Genomic DNA, 18,822 nt, shown 5'->3' on the forward strand with positions numbered 1-18,822 from the left:
CTCGATATATGCCCGGCGGAAGGCCTACCGCTCGGCTTCGATGAACGCCTCGATCTTTTCCGGCGCCAGCCCGGCCTGGCCCCCCCGGCCGCGCGCGGGGGGGCGCCCGGGGCCACAGCGGCAAGCAGCCCCGCCGAGGCCGCCGCACGGGCCGGCAACGCAATCTCCTGCCTGCCCTCTCCGAAGGTGAGCGAAGCCGTGCTGGCGGGCGCCGATGGTCTGCTGGAGGGCCTGCCCGCAGGCGGCACCTGGATCGAGATGTCGACCAACGGCCGCGACGAAATTACCCGCCTCGCCGCCCTCGCCTCGGCCAGGGGCGTCGAGACGCTGGAATGCCCGGTCACCGGTGGCGTGCATCTGGCGGCGGCCGGAAAGATCACGGCGCTGGTCGGCGGCGATCCTGCGCTCTACGAGCGTCATCGACCGGCCATCGAGGCGATGTGCGCGAAGTCGTTCCTGATGGGTCCGGTCGGCTCGGCGGCGGTGATCAAGGTGATCACCAACATGCTCGCCTTCATCCATCTCGTCGCCGCCGGCGAGGCATTGATGCTGGCCAAACAGGGCGGGCTCGACCTCGCCCAGTCCTATCATGCCATCGTCGCCTCCTCCGGCAACAGCTTCGTCCACGAGACCGAAAGCCAGCTCATCCTCAACGGCTCCTACGACATCGGCTTCACCATGGACCTGGCGCTGAAGGACCTCGGCTTCGCGCTGGCAATGGGCAGGGAATTCGGACTGCCGCTCCAACTGGCGCCGCTTGTGAGCGAGATTTTCCAGATGGGCAAACAGGAATATGGCGGCGGCGCCTGGTCGACCCAGATCGTCAAACTGTTGGAAGATGCCGTCGGCACCGACCTGCGCGCACCTGGTTTCCCGGCCAAGCTCGAACTCTGACGCCGGCTGGATATCAAACGATTTCAGGGCGTTGGCTGGATCGGCGGATCCATCTGAATCAATCTGTCAACGGCTTGATTCAGTATCTGAGCGTCAATGCACCGGGCAGGATCTCGAAGGTCGCGGGTATGCGCCCCGGCGACTCACCGTCTATGTCGACCAGCGCGCCATTCTCTGACGCATCGCCGAGCGGTTCGACCACCACTTTCCTGCCGCGCAGGATGGTGATCGCAGGATGATTGCGATGCCGGCCGCCATAGAGCAGCCGGATGTCCCAGATCAGCTTCAGCTTGCCGGCCGCGCGCAGGATGACGATGTCGAACTGCCCGTCGGTCAGTTCCGCATCCGGCGCGACCATCATGCCGCCGCCGAAGAACTTTCCATTTGCCACCGCCACCAGCGCCATGCGCGCTTCGATGGGGACGCCGTCGTCGACCGTGATGCTGACCTCCTGGAAGCGGTAGCGGATGAACTCGACCACGGTGCGCCACAGGAACAGCGCCCTGGCCGACATCCTGCCCTTGCGCTTGTCGGCATTGACGGCGCGGTCGGTGGCGCCGGAAAGCCCCAGGCTGGCGATGTTGATGAAATGCCGGCTGGCCAGCGCGCCGTGATCGTCGACGTAGCAGATGCGTCCGGCATCGACCTTGCGGGGCTTGGCTTCGGCGATCCGCTTCAGCACGGCATCGACCTTTTTCGGCAGACCTAGCCCACGCGCGAAATCGATGCCGGTGCCGCATGGCAAGAGCCCAAGCTCGGTGGTCCGGCCGCTTTCCCTGGACGCTTGCAGCAGCCCGTCGGCCACTTCGCTGGCGGTGCCGTCGCCGCCGGCCGCGATCACCAGGTCGAAGCCGATCATCGCGAGATCGATTGCCAGCCTTTCGGCGTCACCTTCCGCTTGCGTCTCGCGCAGTTCGAATTCGCCGAAATACTTTCTCAGCGACACGGCGACATCAGGCCAATGCCGTTTCAGCCGGCCCCCACCGGCAATCGGGTTGAGAACCACTCCAACTTTCAAATACCCGCCCTCCCCGGCGCCGGACATGCAGGTCCGATCCTTTGCCGGCATTGAAGACCGCACCGGGCGGCAGGGCAAGGCCGAATGTCCGCCGATGAGGCCCATCGTGGCGGACAGGAAAATTTCGTTATCCCAGCTTGATCCCCGATAATCCCGTTATCCACAGGCCTCCGGCCATTCCCCAGGACCCTTACCCGGCGTACGTTAAACCCATCTCAGGCGGCTACCGATCATCAAGCCGAAAGGCGAAGTGAAAGGCGGATTTCCTGAGGCCCGTACGGCCCGAAGCGAGAGCAGGCTTGCCTGTTTCGAGGGACGGAGCCGAGACCTACGGGGCCGCGGAAAGCGTGCCAACGCCTACGGCGGACCGATGGTGCCATGAAGGACGGCAAAAACCTTCGATGGTGCGCAGGGCAAAGCCCGCAAGGGTGGAAACCGGCGTGGTCCCGAACGGACGCTGCTCTCGGGCGGCGGACTGGCAGGACCGTCAAAATCAAGGCCGGCAAGGCGCGACGACTTTACGGAAGTTGCTGCCGCGACCGTGTCCTGATCTGACAGGGAGGCGCTGGGAGAAATCCCGGCGCCGACTGCCTTTTTGCCCCTCGATATCCTTCGCCGGCGATCTCGCGGGCGCCGCTTCACCGCGCGCCAAAATCAGTTAGTATCCCAGCGTCAGAGTCTGTTTTCAGGCGGACTCTTCGAGGGGGACACTTCATGACGCTCATCCAGAAGCTTGCCGTCGCCTATGCCTTCCTGTTCTTCGGCGTCGTCGCCATCGGCTACATACCGGCGTTCAACGACGCCGACGGCAATCTGTTCGGCCTGTTCTCGCTGCAATGGTATGACGACCTGCTGCACGCCTTCTCCGGCGTCTGGGCTCTGGCCGCCGCCTTCATCTCGCACCGCCAGGCGGTGTTCTATTTCAAGCTGTTCGGTTCGGTCTACCTGTTCGACGGCGTGCTCGGGCTGATCACCGGTTCCGGCTGCCTCGATGCCGGTATCTTCATCAACGGCTTCCGCTCGCTCAACGATATCGAATTCCCGGCCCGCTTCTTCGCCAACCTGCCGCACCTCGTCATTGGTGGCTTCGCCGTCTATGTCGGCTTCCGGCTGGCCAGGCGCATACACGAACACTTCGCCACGGCCTGACTGGCCATGTTCCTGTTCCGCTGGCTGAAGCGCATCATCAAGACGATCCTGTGGCTGATCGTCCTTGTCATCCTCATCCCGATCGCCGGGCTGAGCTACGGCTTTCTGACGACGTCGTCGCTCGACAAGACGCCGCTGCCCGGAATTGCCGATGGCGCACCGCCCAAGGCGCTGGCCGACAAGGTCCGCGCCGAGATCCTCGGCTACCAGCGGCCGGAGGAATCGACCTTCCTCACCTATCCGGAATGGGCGATCGTCTACGCCGCGCGCGAATATGCCGGCTTCGTCGACAAGGACCAGCCGAGCGGCTTCCCCTACTGGTCCTATGTCGGCCGCTTCTGGCAGGACTACGCCATGGTCATCCGCGCCAGTTCTCCTTACAAGTTCAACTACGCCAACCACCAGATGTTGGTCATCATCGGCACCAGCCACTCGATCGAGCATATATTGCAGTGGGCCTATGAGAACACGGTCGGCCGCATCACCGAGGCGACGACGGCCAAGCGCACTGCCGCCGACGTCTATCAAGCCAAGGTGGCGGCGGACTATGCCGCTTTCCTCAACCAGGTGCCCTGGTATCAGTTCCCCTACGCCGACAAGCGCACCGGCCTGTTTGCCGTGCAGCCGGCGCCGGGCGACAGCTCGATCCGCACCAGCGAACGCAAGCTGGCGTTCGGCCTCGCCGATACCATCAAGCAGGGCTATGCCGACCTGATCAAAAAGGCCCTCGCCGCTACGATGGACCCTGCCTTGCTCGACATCCATGTCTGGGCCAAGGGACCGGTCGGCGAGGCCACGCGCAACGAGCCCGACACCTTGCTCGAACGCGACATGGGCGCCGATGGCACCATCTTCGTCACCAGGCGCTATCAGGTCTTCACCGAAATGATCCCACGCCTGATCGACAAGGGCGTCTCCTTCGTCGAGATCGGCGGCAATGACGAGATCATGGTCACGGTGCTCTCCACCGATACGATCGCCATCCCCGAAGGCATGCGCATCCTGTTCAGCTATCCGCTGCCGGCCGATCAATCCACGCGCCGCACCGGCATGGTCGTCGCCGTGCGCAAGCTGCATCTCGTGCTGCCGGCGCTGATCAAAGCCGGCGCCCGGCTTGAACACGTCTACGACTACTGAGGCCTTTCGGCCACGCCCGGCCAGGATTACGCATTTCCTGCGCTCCGCCATGCCCATTCCACAATCGCGGCCAAATCCCGCCTTGTTCGCGCGCGAAGGAATGGGAAGAAATGGAAGGGCTGCCCGGGGGGCATCTCGAAGGGACAAGACCGTGATCAAGACCGCCCTTGTCGCCATGACCATTGTCGGCTGCGACTGCGACGCCAAGCTTTGCGAATATATCGGCGAGACGCCGGCCAAATGGTCGACCGTCGCCGAGTGCGAAGCGGCGATGAAAAGCCAGATGCTGCACGAGCGCAATTTCAATTATCCGCTCGTCTCCGGCATCTGCCGCACGAAGGGTTCGTCGTCCTCCTCGCAACTGGCCGCGACCGCATCGCGCCCAGAACTGAAGCCCGCCAGCCGGGTTGTCAGGACCGATAGCCCATTGCCGCCTGAATTGAGCCACCGGCCGAGCGTCTCGGTCGGTTCGCCGACGACGGCCATGGAAGCCGATGCCGCCCGGCCCGTCGCCTATGAACAGGTGGTCGATGGCGGAACCGGTGTGCTCTATCGCACCAAGAACGGCTACGCCGTGGTCAAGACCGATCTCGGCCGCGCCGCTTCGGCAACCGCCGCCGCCGCGAAACGCTCTGTAAACTGGCTGGCCGGATTGATGCCGAAGGGGCTTTAGGCCCGCCGGCGTTTGACGACCGCGTGATCAGGCAGGCACATAGGTCAACCTGATCACGTCGTCGCCTATCAGATCGCTGGCCACGAAGCGAAGCGGTGGCCGGGGGCCGGCGAAGAATGGCTTACCCTGACCAAGCACGAACGGGTGGAAATAGAGTTGGTACGCATCGATAAGACCAAGGTCGGTCAGGCTTCGTGCCAGGTCCGGTCCGGAAACTGAAATCTCCCCGACGAGCTCTGCCTTCAGCCCACGTATCACCGCCTCGACGTCATCCGCGACAAGCGTGGCATTGGGGCCGACCGACTTCAGCGAGCGCGACACAACCCATTTCGGTTGGCTCCGCCACGCCGCCGCGAATTCGTGCGCCTCCGCGTTCCACTCAGGACTGTCTTCGTCCCAATAGCGCATGACCTCGTACATGCCGCGACCGTACACACTGCCACTCAAATTGCGCACTTGCTCCATCCAGTGACGAAAGATTGTCGGGCCTGACGGCATCTTCTGGTGGTCGACGTAACCGTCGAGGGACTGGTTCATTCTGAAAATGAGCTTCGCCATGCTGCAGGATCTCCACATCCGGATCGTTAGAATAACTTGAGCCGCCGTTACGCAAAAGTGGATCCCAACCGAAAATCCAAACCGGGACACGACCCTAGTCCCGCTGCAATTTGACTTTCAGGCTTTGCCAGAACTTGTCGATCAGCGGCTTTTCGGTCGCTGCATCCTCGCCGGCAACGCGGGTGATGAACAACAGCCCCCGATCGGCAACGCCGAAGCCGACGATCTCGAAATCGGCGGTGTCGGTGCGTGTCTTCACCTCGGCGTGGATGCCGGTCAATTCCTTGCCGTCGGCGAGTTTGCGCGTGGTCGGCTCCTGCGTCAGCGTGGCGCCGGCCTGCACCGATTCCTTGGTCATCTCCTGCAGCATCAGCTGGTTAAGCGACACCGGATTCATCGCGCCATATTCCTGCACGACGACGATCGTGCCGAGAGCCGACGCCATCAGATACTGTGTGATATCATCGCCGAGGTCGGTCTTGGTCACCGAAATGTTGCTGGGGTGAACGAAGGAGAAAACGCTGCCGGAAAAGGTGGCGAAGGCGTTGCGTTCGAGCGTCACCTTGCTCCGCTTGCCGCCAGGCAGGGTCAGGTCTGCGCTCTCGCCGGGATCGATATCGACCGTCACGCCATCGATGGTCAGCTTGAAGGCCTTGATATCCTCGGCTCCGGCAGGGCCAGCGCACAGCGCGATGAGGATGAGTGCCGCGGCTGATACCTTGCGCATGAAGTCTCCTAACGTCTACGCCACCCCGCTCAGCGCCTTGATGGCACGGTAGAAGGTCGAGGAAAACAGTTCCGTGGGATCATACTGCCGCTTCGCCGCCAGGAAGGCCGGCAGTTCGGGATAGGAGGCCAGCAATTCCCTGGCCGTGTAATGCAGCTGGTAAGGCAGGAAGAAGCGCCCGCCATGCTTGATCGTCACGTCGATCAGCGCCCGCGTCAGCGCCCGCATCCTGGCATTGCCGTCGGCATCGGTCGGCTGGTTGATGTAGAGCACCAGCGAATAGGCCGGCTCCGGCGCGTAGGTCAGCGCAACATCCTCCTTGTGGACGATGCGCACCGAAGCATTGAGCACCGGCAGCGTCTGGTTGCGCAGGATCTCGCGCGCTTCCGCGATGAATTCGACATAGGCGGCACGTGGAATAAAATATTCATGCAGGATGTCGGTTTCTTCCATCCGATCGTTGAAGAGATAGGGGACCGAATCGTGCATCGGGTTGTTGCGGGTGACGAGACAAGCCTCGCCCTCGGCCATGGCTGAGGTGCGCGCCACCGTGCAGCTTTCGAATTTCGGCTCCAGGGTCTTTTCGGTGAACCACTTCAACTCCTGGAACAGGCTGCCCCATTTCGCCAGGTTGATGATCACCCGCTTCAACCCGACTGAACCCGGCTCGCCGATCTCAGGCTGATCCGCCGGCGGCTGCTCCGCCACCTTGTCATAACGGTAGACGATCATGTCCTCCAGGAAATTGCCGGGCGCCGTCGACAGATGGCCGTAGAACAGGCCGATCTCCTTGTTCGGCTCCAGCACCTCGGCGAAGAATTTCGGAAAATCGTCCGATCTGATGATTTCGCGCGAGGTCCGGTAGACGGCGTTGTCGACGACATCGAGCGTCGCCTCCAGCACCACGCCGAACAGGCCGTAGCCGCCCACGACGTGCCGGAACAGATCGGTGTTCTCGGTCGGCGAGCAGGTGGTCACCGAGCCGTCAGCCAGCATCACTCGCATCGAGCGGATCGAGCCCGCCACCGAGCCTGCCTGGTGGTCCATTCCGTGCGCATTGACCGACAGTGAGCCGCCGACCGAGAAGATGTCGGTCGACTGCATCGCCTTCACCGCTAAGCGCGGATGCAGAAGGTTCTGGATGTCGTGCCAGCACGCGCCCGGCTGCAAGGTCATGGTCTTGGCCGCCGCATCGACGGTGACTTTGTTGAACTTTCTGAGGTCGAGCACCAGCGCATTGTCGTCGAAGGCATGCCCGCCCATCGAATGGCGGATGGCGGCCAGTGAGACTTTCAGGCCATTGGCACGCGCGAAGGCCAGCGCATTGGCGATGTGCTCGTCCTCGCTGATCTCGACGACGCCGTAGACCGGCGTCATCGACAGGCCGCTGGCATCGTTGATGTCGCCGCCTTTTGCCGACCAGGGCAGCGACGCGTCGAAGGCCGGCGCATTGTCCAGCGGCTTCAGAGGCAGCGCGAAGCCGTCTATATCGGCTATCCGTCCTGCGTTCTTCGGCCCCGAAGGCGCGCGCGCCAGCCGCGCCACCGTGTTGCCGCCCCACAGCACCGCGCCGCCGACGACAGCCGCACCCAGCAGCAATCGCCGCGACAGGCGAAACCCTTTTTGTTCGTCGGCCATGATATCCCCCGTTGGCCAAGGGATAGCGCGGCTTTTTGGCAAAAACCATAGCGATGCCGCCGGACAGCATTCCGCCGGCCGGCCCTGGGGTCCAGCCGGAAGACCTTATCCAGGTCGCCCGGCATCGAGAGCCGACGGATGAAAATGGCCGATCCCCGGAGGGACCGGCCATGAGTGGAACAGGGCTTGTAAAATCCGGTCAGCAGGTCTGCCGACGCACGATGTTCTCGCCTTACGAGGCCTTCTTGATCGACGTCACGATGCCGGTCTTGTCATCGACAGTCACAGCCACCTTGGCGCCGACCTTCAGTTTCCCGATCGTCGCCTCCGGCGACAGCTGGTAGATCTTGCCGTCGTCGAGGGTGATCGACTTGGTCGTCGGGTCGACGGCCTGGATGGTGCCCTGAACGGTCGCGGCATAGGCGGTGCCGAGGAAGGCGAGCAGAGCGGCGGTGGTTGCGAGGGTCTTCTTCATTGGTAAGCACTCCGTGCTGTTTCACTTTTCCGGACCGCCGCCTTGAGATACGACAGCACCGGACGGCTTGAAACTGGAACGGAAAGCGCTCCCTCCGCAAATCACGTTGGGTGAATTTTCTCAACAATATCATAGGCTTAATTCCGACATATTGCTTGTTGCCGACATCATTTCAGACCGCGTCGACTCCTCCAATGCCCACTTCTATCCGCGAAAAGAGTCGCTTAGCCGATTGTGACGGCGGCTTTGGATCGCCACGCGGTCGCTGCAATCAACCTCGAGCAGCATCACGAAACAGCCTGCTCACCGACCATCGACACAAATTTTGTTTCATGGTCAGAGGCGGACTATAGGCGTGACAAATACGGCTTCGACGGCTGACGGCTCAGCCCGCCTCGTCCTTCGCGCCGATCTTGCGCACAAGTGCCGCCGTCGCCAGCATCGCGCCCATGTCTGATATCATCGGCGCGACATGCGTGCTGTAATCGAGCGGCACCGAAATATCCGGCAGTTCGAAGAAGTTCTTCGTCTGCGGCAGCAGCAGGAACCCATCGCTGCCATTGAGCGCGACACGGGCCGGATCGTCCGGCCAGGTTTCGCCAAGCCATTTCAGCGCCTGCGCCAGCCGGCCGCTCACCAGCGGCTGTGCCGCTCCGAGATTGTCGGTGCGGAACTCGTAGGCGGCATCAAGCGCCACGTCGCCACTGGACAACTCCTGCAGCTTGCTGGCGAACATGCCGCGAAAGAAACTGATGACGGCATTGGTCCGGCGCGTCGCCACCAATATGCCGGGGAACGGCGCGATGGTCTCGAAGGCGACGATGACGCCCTGGAAGGCGGTCGACGAGCCCTTGCCCGACCCTTCCCGCAGATGCGCCTCGTAGAGTTCAAACGGAAACCCTTCGTAGCGGCCCGCGACGATGTCGTCGAACGCCTGCCGGTTGAACGGACCAACCGCCGTGCGCGGCAACCGGTCGAATGAATTCGGCGTCACGCCATGCTGGTAGCGCATGTCGGCGATGAAGCCGAAGATGATCGGCAGCAGCGTCTCGCGGAACGATTGCTGCAGCCGCATCGCCGGTTTCCTGGCTTGGAAATAGAGCAGGATCGAAGCCGCGAAGCCGATGACATACAGGAACACATGCGGCGTCGAGACCCATTGCTCGTTGGGGTCGGCAATCTTGTTGAACAGCCAGGCAACAAGCACCACGGCCATCAGCGCGAGGCCGACGAACACCGGCACCCGCCAGCGCACCTGCCGGACCGCCGAGGCTCTCGCCGCTTCATAGGCCTCGATGTCTTTCCGGATGCCGGCGATGACCGTTTCGCTCGGCATGAAATCCGCTGTTTCCACCGCTACCCCCGCAAGCCTGCCTCTGCGGGAGCATGATAGTTGGTTTTGCAGGGGCCGCCAGACGTTTAAGCGGGTACGCCTTGATCGGGTGGTGGAGAAGGGAAGATCGCTTTCAGTCGCTCCGCGACCTTGTCACGCACTCGGCCCTCCAATGCCTCCACCACCACCAGCCGCTCATGTTCGCCGGCGCGCAGGCGCATGAAGGGATGCATCCGGTAAGACGCGATCGTGCCGCGCGTGCCGGCATCGGCACTGACATCGACAGTGAGGATAGAGCCGATGCGACCCGGCCATGGCTGGCGGGCAAAGGCGGTGCCGAGGAAATCGCCGAGCCCATAGGCGACGATCGTCCCGTCGATCATTTCCACCGGTTGAACGACATGGGCATGATGGCCGGAGATCAGCCCGACGCCTTGCCCGGCAAGCCGCCTGGCCAGCGCTCGCGTCTCGTCGCGGGGAAAATGCCGGAACTCCCAGTCCCAATGCGGCACGGCGCAGAGTAGGTCGAAACCATCGCGCGGCCAGCCAGCCGGATCGCTGTCCATCGACACCCGCCCGGAGAACAGGTTCTCATCGGCGTTGCGCCACAGCGTGAAGGCTGCGAAGCCGATATCAACCGATCCAACCTGGACCGGCACAACCGGACCGTCGGCGGCAAGGCCGATCGTGCGGATGCCGAGCCGCAGCAGCGCCGCGATTGTCTCGTCGAAACCGGCGATGCCCTGATCCAGCACATGGTTGTTGGCCAGCGACAGCACGAGCTTTTCTCGCGCAATACCAACCGCCGCCAACGCCTCGGCCAGAAACAACTCGCTCATCGCATGATGCGTGCCGAGCCTTGTGCCCAGCGCCGCGCTTGGTCTATCCACCACAGGGCTTTCGCAATTGCCGATCACCAGATCGACCGCGCCGAGCAGCGCCTTGATCGCCGGATCGCAGTCCGGCGCACCGCGATTGGCCACCGCCGAGATGTCGCCGACGAACGCCAGCCGCACCGTCTGCCTTGGCGCTGAATCGATCAGCGTTTCCGCAATGGGCGAAAAGTCTTGCGCGTCGCCGGCCAGCGATGGCTTGAGAAAACGCGGCAGCCAGGACAGCTTGTAGGAAAGCGGATAGTTCGACACGCGATGCCCAATTGTTTGCCCTGTGTAAACCGTCCTCGCGGCGGGTTGAAGCGCAGCGTTGCAAATGGTGTATATTTGCCCGGCGCGACAAATATTGGGGGGAAAAGATGACACGAACGGCAGGCCTGCTGACATCCGCTTTCATTTTGCTCCTGCCGCTGTCTTCCGCGTCGGCGGCAATGCCCGAAGCGGCTACCCGACTGTTCGAGGCGAAGAGCGTGGCCGCGCGCGACACTGCCCTGTCGGTGCTGGAGGCCGCCGCGCCAAAAGACCCGGCATCCGCCTATGCGGCCGGGGCGGGCGAGTTCTTCACCGCACTGGAGATCCTGGCCACCGGCCTGCACCGTCATGGTTTCGAAAGCCCGCAATCCTTCATGCTGCCGCTGATGCGGTTGCCGGTGCCCGATAATCCCAATCCCGAGCCGCTGACTTACGAGCAGTTCCGCGCCATCCTGGTCGGCTTCCGCGACCGGCTGGAAAAATCCGCGGCCACGTTTGCGTCGGTGCCGCCCGATGCCGATATCGGCATGGTCATCGATCTCACCCGCGCGGGCATCGACCTCAACGAGGACGGCACCATTGCGCCGGACGAGAGCATGGCGGCGATCATTGCCGGGTTGTCACGCGGCGGCATTACATCGGACGACGCCGTTCCCACGCTCACCTTCCGTTTCGACCGCGCCGACGGGTACTGGCTGCAGGGCTATGCCGAGTTCCTGATGGGCCAGGCCGATTTCTGGCTGGCGCATGATTTCAGGAGCACCTTCGACGGCTCGTTCCACATGCTGTTCCCGCGCGCCAAATTGCCGTTGCAGGATATTCTGGTGCCGCCGGCCGGCGACATGGGCTCGAGCATCTTCTCCTCGGAATGGCGCATCGCCGATTTCATCTCGATGGTGCATCTCATCAACTGGCCGGTGGTCGAGCCGGAGCGCCGGCAAGCAGCGCGCCGCCATTTGCTGGAAATGATCCGGCTGTCGCGCGAGGACTGGAAGGCGATCCGCGCCGAGACCGACAATGACCGCGAATGGCTGCCTGGCCCGCAGCAGAAGGGCGAGAACCCGCTCACCGGCCTCGAAGTCGGCGAGGAGCAGGTTCAGGCCTGGCTCGCCGCCCTGACCATGGCCGAGGATCTCCTGGAAGGCCGCAAGCTGCTGCCGCATTTCCGCGTCACCGCCGGCACAGGCCTAGGCATCAACATGAAGCGCTTCTTCGATGACCCGAAAAACTTCGATCTGGTGCTGTCGATCACCGGCCCGGCCATCGCGCCCTACCTCGAAAGCGGCGAACTCGTGACCAGCGACGATTTCGACCAGATCCAGCGCCAGTTCGGCGGCGGCGGGTTTTTGACGTTTGCGCTCTGGTTCAACTGAGGACGGGCTGCTTCAGGCCCTTCCGCAGGGGAAATCTTGGCAAGACCGGCAACATTTTTACTGGAAGCAGGCGCCTTTCCCAGGCGATGTCTGTTGGCAGTCACCTCACTGCAGATGCCGCGCCAAGGCGCTTCGCAAAAATTAGCAGCGGCTGTTTTGCTTGACTCGGCCGCCAAAAACAGGCAGCAAAACCAGGTCGGAAGGGCGACAACACCACTTTCCTGGCCGTGGACGAAGCCAAATTTGGCCCAAATCCACATCTCGTCGTTGGTTTTGAGAGGAATTGATTAACCAACTTTGTCCATATTTTGAAGCAATCGGCAACCAACTACAGACGCGGCAAACGCGTCGGGGACCACCTGGGATCACTCACAGAATGGTCGTCGCGGCTCTCAAGGCCACGTACGGGGAAAACGGTTGAAGCGAGATTGGTTGCATGGCGTTGTTGAGTACACACAAAAAAAACCGGGGACAGCATGAGGGCGGCGAGTTCGTCGATGCTCCGCGTTCCTCTTCCTTCAACGCTGGCCGGGTGGCCCGCTGGGTCGCGCTGCCTTGCGTCAGCACCGCCATCGGCCTTTGGTTGATCGGCACCATGGCCGGCCTCAGTTCCGTCGGCGCCTCGCTGTCGGCGACTTCGGTTGGCCTGCCCCAGACGCTGTCCATGCCGGGATCGCTCGCACTTACCGATCCGCTGAAACAGCACTTCTTGAAAGCCCCCTTCGTGCTGGCCAATGCCAATGGCGGCACTCAGGCCCTGCATGATCATTCGGTGCAGTGCGGCGCCAGCTGTTTCAAGCTGGCCAGGGTAAGCTCGCAGGCGGAAAAATCCGAACGCCTTGTAGCGCAGGCAAAGCCGATGCCTGCCCGTGCAAAGTCGAAGGCGCAGGAGCGCTTCGAACGCATAGAAGCGTCGCTTTCGCCGATGAAGCTGGCCGCTGCCTTTGCCGACGCCGGAAAGCCTGCCGCCACTGCCAACACGCGCCCGGTGATCTCCACCGTCGCACCGCAAATTGCCGAGGCGTCGCTGGTGCCGTCCGTCCAGCTGACGGCCAGCCTGTCCGACAACATGCCAGTTCCGGCAGCCGAACGTTTCGCCCGGCTGGATACCGGCTCGGTGGTCGTGCAGGCCGCACCGCAGCCGATGGGCTTTGCCCAGTCCGATACACCAGACAATTCGCAGTTGGCGCTTGCCCTCGTGCAGTCGCTGCCGGTCGACGCCGAGGCGTTTGCCTCACCGCTGCCGATCGAGGAATCGTTAGCCGATGTCGCGGTGTCACCCGTCGAAACCCAGCAGGACCAACCCGGCGATGCCGCCTCGCTGCCGGACGCGCTGACCGACGACGTGCCGTTGCCGACCCGCCGCCCGCAATTTGACGCGCCGCAGCCCAAAATCGTCCAGCAAGAGCCTAAGTCCGTCCAGCAGCCCAAATCTGTTCAGCAGCCCAAGCCCGTCCAGCAGCCGAAGCCGGCACGCGAGACGGTCCAGCAGGCTCAGCCGGCAAAACCGACGCGGCAAGGCCGGCCGGCCGACGGCGGTGACGTTTTGGCCTATGCCAAGCCCGACACGCCTTCGGGCGGCCTTGGCAAGGCGTTCAGGAACCTGTTCAACTCGCCGGGATCCAGAAGCGGAGCCGGAAATGGCGTCGCCGTCTACGATATCAGCGCCGGCACCGTCTACATGCCTGACGGCTCGAAGCTCGAGGCGCATTCTGGCATCGGCGCCATGACGGACCAGCCGCGCTATGCCAACCAGAAGAACCGCGGGCCGACACCGCCCAACACCTATAATCTGTCGCTGCGCGAGTCGCGCTTTCATGGTGTGGAGGCCTTGCGCCTGACGCCGGTCGATGGCCGCAACAAATACAATCGCGACGGGTTTCTGGCCCATACGTATCTGCTTCGGGGCCGCTACGCCCAGTCGAGCGGCTGCGTCGCCTTCAAGGATTATGCGCGCTTCCTCGCTGCCTACAAGAAGGGCAAAATCAAACGCCTCGTCGTGGTGCCGCGCCTGAACGGGTCGGCTACGCAGGTCGCATCAGCCGCCAGGGGCGTGTAGCGACAAGAGGCTTTCGGGCGCACCTTCCCGCCTGCTCCTGACAGCCTGCTGTCAGGAGCAGCGCTGTCCGGCACGCCTCTCCCCACCGCGCTCTTTCCATTTTGGCCAGGAAATCCCATATTCGGGACATGGCCAAATCTCCCGATCAGAAAACGCCGCCGACGGCGAATGACGACCGCGCCGCGCCGAAGCGGCGCAGCCCGCTGACCGATTTCCTGGACGCTTCGGAACCGCTGCACAGAGGCGGCTTCGCCGAGATGCCGCAGCCGGAGCTCTCTGGCACGCCGCTGACCGGTTCGATCGCGGATTGGGCCGAGCAGATCGAGCAGGAGGCCGAGAAGGAAGGGCGTCTTGCCGGCAAGGGCGACGGCGGCAAGTCGCCGAAGCCGTCGAAGAAGATACCCGAGCGTTCAAGCTCGCCGGGACGCAGTTCGCGCGGCACCTCGATGGGTGGGGCGGCGACGGCGAGGGAGCGCACGGCAGCGGGCCTCAACCCGGTCGCGGGTCTCGACATCTCGCTGGAAGACGCCGAGACGATGGCTTCGGGCAGCGTCACCGCAACGGTGGCGGCACTGTCGGCGCTGATCGAATCCGGCAATCCGCTGCACAAGGACGGTGTGCTGTGGACGCCGCATCGCCCCGCCCGCCCGGAAAAATCCGAAGGCGGCATTGCCATCAAGATGGTGTCGGACTTCGAGCCGGCCGGCGATCAGCCGACCGCGATCAAGGATCTGGTCGAAGGCGTCGACAACAACGACCGCACCCAGGTCCTGCTCGGCGTCACCGGCTCCGGAAAAACCTTCACCATGGCCAAGGTGATCGAGGAGACGCAGCGCCCTGCCTTGATCCTGGCGCCGAACAAGACGCTGGCGGCGCAGCTCTATTCCGAGTTCAAGAAATTCTTCCCGGAAAACGCCGTCGAGTATTTCGTCTCCTACTACGACTATTACCAGCCGGAAGCCTACGTCCCGCGCACCGACACCTTCATCGAGAAGGAATCCTCGATCAACGAGCAGATCGACCGCATGCGCCATTCGGCGACGCGTTCGCTGCTCGAGCGCGACGACGTCATCATCGTCGCCTCGGTGTCCTGCATCTACGGTATCGGCTCGGTCGAAACCTATACGGCGATGACCTTCCAGATGCAGATCGGCGACCGGCTCGACCAGCGCGCGTTGCTCGCCGATCTCGTCGCCCAGCAGTACAAGCGCCAGGACATCAATTTCGTTCGCGGCTCGTTCCGCGTGCGCGGCGACACGATCGAGATCTTCCCGGCCCACCTGGAAGACCGCGCCTGGCGCATCTCGATGTTCGGCGACGAGATCGAGCAGATCACCGAGTTCGACCCGCTCACCGGCCAGAAGACCGGCGAGCTGAAAAGCGTCAAGATCTACGCCAATTCGCACTATGTGACGCCGCGCCCGACGCTGAACCAGGCGATCAAGTCGATCAAGGAAGAGCTCAAGCACCGGCTGGTCGAACTCGAGCGGGCCGGCCGCCTGCTTGAGGCGCAGCGGCTGGAACAGCGCTGCCGCTTCGACCTCGAGATGCTGGAAGCCACCGGCTCCTGCGCCGGCATCGAGAACTATTCGCGCTATCTCACCGGCCGCCAGCCGGGTGATCCGCCGCCGACACTGTTCGAGTACATTCCCGACAACGCGCTGGTCTTCATCGATGAAAGCCATGTCACCGTGCCGCAGATCGGCGGCATGTATCGCGGCGACTTTCGCCGCAAGGCGACACTGGCCGAATACGGCTTCCGTCTGCCGTCCTGCATGGACAACCGGCCGCTGCGCTTCGAGGAATGGGATGCCATGCGTCCGCTTTCGGTCGCCGTCTCGGCGACCCCCGGCGGCTGGGAAATGGAGCAGGCCGGCGGCGTCTTCGCTGAGCAGGTCATCCGCCCGACCGGCCTGATCGATCCGCCGGTCGAGGTCCGCCCGGCCAAGACCCAGGTCGACGATGTCGTTGGCGAAATCCGCGACACCACCAAGGCCGGCTACCGCACGCTGGTGACGGTGCTGACCAAGCGCATGGCCGAGGATTTGACCGAATATCTGCATGAGCAAGGCATCCGCGTCCGCTACATGCACTCGGACATCGACACGCTGGAGCGCATCGAGATCCTGCGCGATCTGCGCCTCGGCGCCTTCGACGTGCTGGTCGGCATCAACCTGCTGCGCGAAGGCCTCGACATTCCCGAATGCGGCTTCGTCGCCATTCTCGACGCCGACAAGGAAGGTTTCCTGCGCTCGGAAACCTCGCTGATCCAGACCATCGGCCGCGCCGCCAGAAACGTCGACGGCAAGGTCATCCTCTATGCCGACCAGGTGACCGGCTCGATGGAGCGGGCGATGGCCGAGACCAATCGCCGCCGCGAGAAGCAGATGGAGTGGAACGCGGCCAACGGCATCACGCCGGAATCGGTCAAGTCGCGCATCTCCGACATCCTGGATTCGGTCTACGAGAAAGACCATGTCCGCGCCGACATCTCGCAGTTCACCGACAGTGCCGGCGCCATGATGGGCAACAACCTCAAGGCCCATCTCGACGCGATGGAAAAGCAGATGCGCGATGCCGCAGCCAATCTCGACTTCGAAAAGGCGGCCCGCATCCGCGACGAGATCAAGCGTCTGCGAGAGATGGAATTGTCCATCTCCGAAGACCCACTGGCCAAATACGCCGATATGGAAAGTCCTGCCTCAGGCCGCGAAAAGGGCAAGCACAATAAGGGCGTGGCCAAACATCGGACAGCAGAGGAACAGGAGCGTTTCCGCAAGCTCGACGCGGCGCGTGCCGCAGAAGAGGCGGCCAAGGCTGCCCGGCCCAACCTCTTCCGCAAGCCTGATCTCGACGAGATGGGCGCCGACGGCGCCGTACCGGTGAAGAAGCCGCTGTTTTCGAAACCCTCGATTGACGATATGGGCCCGGGCACCGACATGCCGACGCCGGCCGGCGCGGTGTCACGCTCGCTGTTCAAGAAACAATCGGCCGAAGAGGCGCACGGCTCCGACTTCGGCATTCCCGGCGACGTCACCAAGCCACTGTTCAAGAAGAACTCGCTCGATGAGATGACCGTGCGGCGCACGGAAAAGCCGGTCGAGGGAAAAGTGCCTGCCAAGCCCCAGCCAATCTCCCCCCAAGTGGGGGAGATGCCCGGCAGGGCAGAGGGGCGCGCGAAGGAACGCGACGATTCCGCCAAACCGGTTGTTCGTCAGCGCGCCGGCATCGGTTCTTACGAAGACCTAGGCGACGCCCGCCGTGAAAAACGCCGGCCGGGCAAGACGGGACGGCCGGGGAAGTAGGAGCTGCAGCTTCGAGTCTGCGATTGGTTGCGGATTTCAGATGCCGCCGCTTAGAATAGGTGATGGTCGTCGTTCGCAGACTTGATGAAGAAGAGTTCAAGGCTTGCTTTGCCGAGCTGATGACGAATATCACCGCGACGGCGAATGCTGTCGTAGACATATGGCCCTATGTCGACGCGTTAAATCTGGACGAAGTCGGCGTGCCCTATTTGAACGACGTCCATTATGTTTACCGAGATGCCCAAAATCGGTTCGATCAAGTTTTGATTGGCACCGGCAGGTTCAACGCCCTTCTCGTGATCGTCATCGATCTCGGCACAAGCGCGGTGTTCGGGCATTTCCTACTCGATCTCAACAAAGAATATGGACTAAGCGGCGGTTACTTGAGACCTGTCTGATCCGGCCCATTGACCTGTGAAGCTCAATTAATCCGCTGGGCCCAATCAGCTTGGTAGCACAATGGTCAGGGCAGGCGGAATATGCTCCCGCGACGGAATATCCAGCCAACCAAGGTTTGATCGATGCGACAGCGAGGCAAACTCCATATCCTCCCCCTAATCTTAGGCAGCAAGGACACGCCTTTGCGGGCCGGAGCTGATCTCGGTCGGGTCCAGAAACATCTTGGCTTTCCTAAATGGCTATATGTGTATCAGGATCAGCCGTGCGGCTTTCTTCTAGGTTATGGCGATCTGGAAATCGACATTTTGACCAGGCGCAATCGAGCACGCGTCCATCGCATCAGCATCAAACTTTGGCACATGCCTGATGTCCCCAAGCCTTTGCCTTTGAAATGGAGCGGCAACAGCCAAATCGATCTCGATGGCTTTGGCCCGGCAATGACGATTTCGGCCGCCAGGACGCTCCTCGCAGGTCTAGGACTGCAAGCCGAGGAATATAAGGTGGAAAGCGTATCTGAAACTGTCCGCCGGCTCGTGCTCCCCCACGCCGAGCTTCATTTCTTCAAGGGACCGGAAGAACCGATCCTGATGGAGTTTCACTTCCTGACACCGCAGGAAATCCAGCGAACTAAGGGTGACTGGGTAATCCGCCCGCGAGATTAAGGCCTGCCCGCAGAGCATCTACTTGCCATCCGCCCCGCCCTTGGTGTAATCGCTGCGCACACTCAACGTCTTGTCTTGAAAGGAGGGCTCACGTGTTTACGTTTCATCGTCACCATCGTCAGCGTGGCCCGATTTCTGCCCTGCGAGCTTGCTTGCAGGGCTGACCAGGGACGGGTTTTTCCCGCTTCGATTTTTTGGTCTGCCCTTCGTGGTGTTGCAACGCCGAGCCTGATGGCCAGCCTGCGCACCGTCAAAGTGCATTGAGCCGGACTTTCCT

At 62.6% G+C, this 18,822-nt stretch carries 16 protein-coding genes; 9 read left to right on the top strand and 7 right to left on the bottom strand.

Annotated features, from left to right (window positions below):
* Positions 1-6: 6 nt before the first annotated feature.
* A complete protein-coding gene (locus AC0L2U_RS05260; RefSeq protein WP_473601697.1) occupies positions 7-894 on the top strand; it encodes an NAD(P)-dependent oxidoreductase in 888 nt (295 codons plus the stop codon).
* Positions 895-973: 79 nt separating this feature from the next.
* Here the strand turns inward: AC0L2U_RS05260 and AC0L2U_RS05265 are convergent, their stop codons facing one another.
* The gene (locus tag AC0L2U_RS05265) at positions 974-1,912 is read right to left on the bottom strand and encodes a diacylglycerol/lipid kinase family protein (RefSeq protein ID WP_292694571.1); all 939 of its coding nucleotides are present in this window, start codon (positions 1,910-1,912) and stop codon (positions 974-976) included.
* 714 nt (positions 1,913-2,626) lie between these two features.
* On the opposite strand from AC0L2U_RS05265, the gene AC0L2U_RS05270 reads away from it, so the two are divergent.
* The 3 genes from AC0L2U_RS05270 (at position 2,627) to AC0L2U_RS05280 (ending at position 4,871) form a co-directional block, all read left to right on the top strand.
* A complete protein-coding gene (locus tag AC0L2U_RS05270; RefSeq protein ID WP_127268292.1) occupies positions 2,627-3,061 on the top strand; it encodes a DUF4383 domain-containing protein in 435 nt (144 codons plus the stop codon).
* A gap of 6 nt (positions 3,062-3,067) precedes the next feature.
* Positions 3,068-4,198 (top strand): hypothetical protein, encoded by a 1,131-nt coding sequence (locus tag AC0L2U_RS05275; RefSeq protein ID WP_473601527.1) that lies wholly within the window; start codon positions 3,068-3,070, stop codon positions 4,196-4,198.
* Between the two features lie 151 nt (positions 4,199-4,349).
* Entirely contained in the window at positions 4,350-4,871 is a 522-nt protein-coding gene (locus AC0L2U_RS05280) for a hypothetical protein (protein ID WP_292634820.1), read from the top strand.
* Positions 4,872-4,898: 27 nt separating this feature from the next.
* On the opposite strand, the gene AC0L2U_RS05285 is transcribed toward AC0L2U_RS05280, so the two are convergent.
* From AC0L2U_RS05285 to AC0L2U_RS05310, 6 genes are all read right to left on the bottom strand, one after another.
* Positions 4,899-5,429, bottom strand: coding sequence for a dihydrofolate reductase family protein (locus tag AC0L2U_RS05285; RefSeq protein WP_292634815.1), 531 nt, complete (start codon positions 5,427-5,429; stop codon positions 4,899-4,901).
* 94 nt (positions 5,430-5,523) lie between these two features.
* A complete protein-coding gene (locus AC0L2U_RS05290; protein WP_292634812.1) occupies positions 5,524-6,156 on the bottom strand; it encodes a hypothetical protein in 633 nt (210 codons plus the stop codon).
* A 15-nt stretch (positions 6,157-6,171) separates the two neighbouring features.
* On the bottom strand, positions 6,172-7,794 hold the full coding sequence (locus tag AC0L2U_RS05295; RefSeq protein WP_128288177.1) for an FAD-binding oxidoreductase: 1,623 nt from the start codon (positions 7,792-7,794) through the stop codon (positions 6,172-6,174).
* 232 nt (positions 7,795-8,026) lie between these two features.
* On the bottom strand, positions 8,027-8,269 hold the full coding sequence (locus tag AC0L2U_RS05300; protein WP_013530037.1) for a DUF1344 domain-containing protein: 243 nt from the start codon (positions 8,267-8,269) through the stop codon (positions 8,027-8,029).
* Between the two features lie 385 nt (positions 8,270-8,654).
* Positions 8,655-9,623, bottom strand: a complete 969-nt coding sequence (locus AC0L2U_RS05305; RefSeq protein ID WP_128307803.1) for a DUF3137 domain-containing protein — start codon at positions 9,621-9,623, stop codon at positions 8,655-8,657.
* Between the two features lie 65 nt (positions 9,624-9,688).
* Entirely contained in the window at positions 9,689-10,747 is a 1,059-nt protein-coding gene (locus AC0L2U_RS05310; RefSeq protein WP_473601528.1) for a CapA family protein, read from the bottom strand.
* Positions 10,748-10,854: 107 nt separating this feature from the next.
* Here AC0L2U_RS05310 and AC0L2U_RS05315 point away from each other — a divergent pair, with 107 nt between their 5' ends.
* The 5 genes from AC0L2U_RS05315 (at position 10,855) to AC0L2U_RS05335 (ending at position 18,545) form a co-directional block, all read left to right on the top strand.
* A complete protein-coding gene (locus AC0L2U_RS05315; RefSeq protein ID WP_473601529.1) occupies positions 10,855-12,120 on the top strand; it encodes a hypothetical protein in 1,266 nt (421 codons plus the stop codon).
* 436 nt (positions 12,121-12,556) lie between these two features.
* Positions 12,557-14,179 (top strand): DUF2778 domain-containing protein, encoded by a 1,623-nt coding sequence (locus AC0L2U_RS05320; RefSeq protein ID WP_473601530.1) that lies wholly within the window; start codon positions 12,557-12,559, stop codon positions 14,177-14,179.
* A 128-nt stretch (positions 14,180-14,307) separates the two neighbouring features.
* Positions 14,308-17,484 (top strand): excinuclease ABC subunit UvrB, encoded by a 3,177-nt coding sequence (gene uvrB / locus AC0L2U_RS05325; protein WP_292702209.1) that lies wholly within the window; start codon positions 14,308-14,310, stop codon positions 17,482-17,484.
* A gap of 62 nt (positions 17,485-17,546) precedes the next feature.
* Entirely contained in the window at positions 17,547-17,882 is a 336-nt protein-coding gene (locus AC0L2U_RS05330) for a hypothetical protein (RefSeq protein ID WP_127809545.1), read from the top strand.
* A 123-nt stretch (positions 17,883-18,005) separates the two neighbouring features.
* Positions 18,006-18,545: a hypothetical protein gene (locus tag AC0L2U_RS05335; RefSeq protein ID WP_013530029.1), complete on the top strand. Its 540-nt coding sequence runs from the start codon at positions 18,006-18,008 to the stop codon at positions 18,543-18,545.
* Positions 18,546-18,822: the final 277 nt, after the last annotated feature.

The sequence above is a fragment of the Mesorhizobium sp. WSM4808 genome (genome assembly GCF_055811675.1).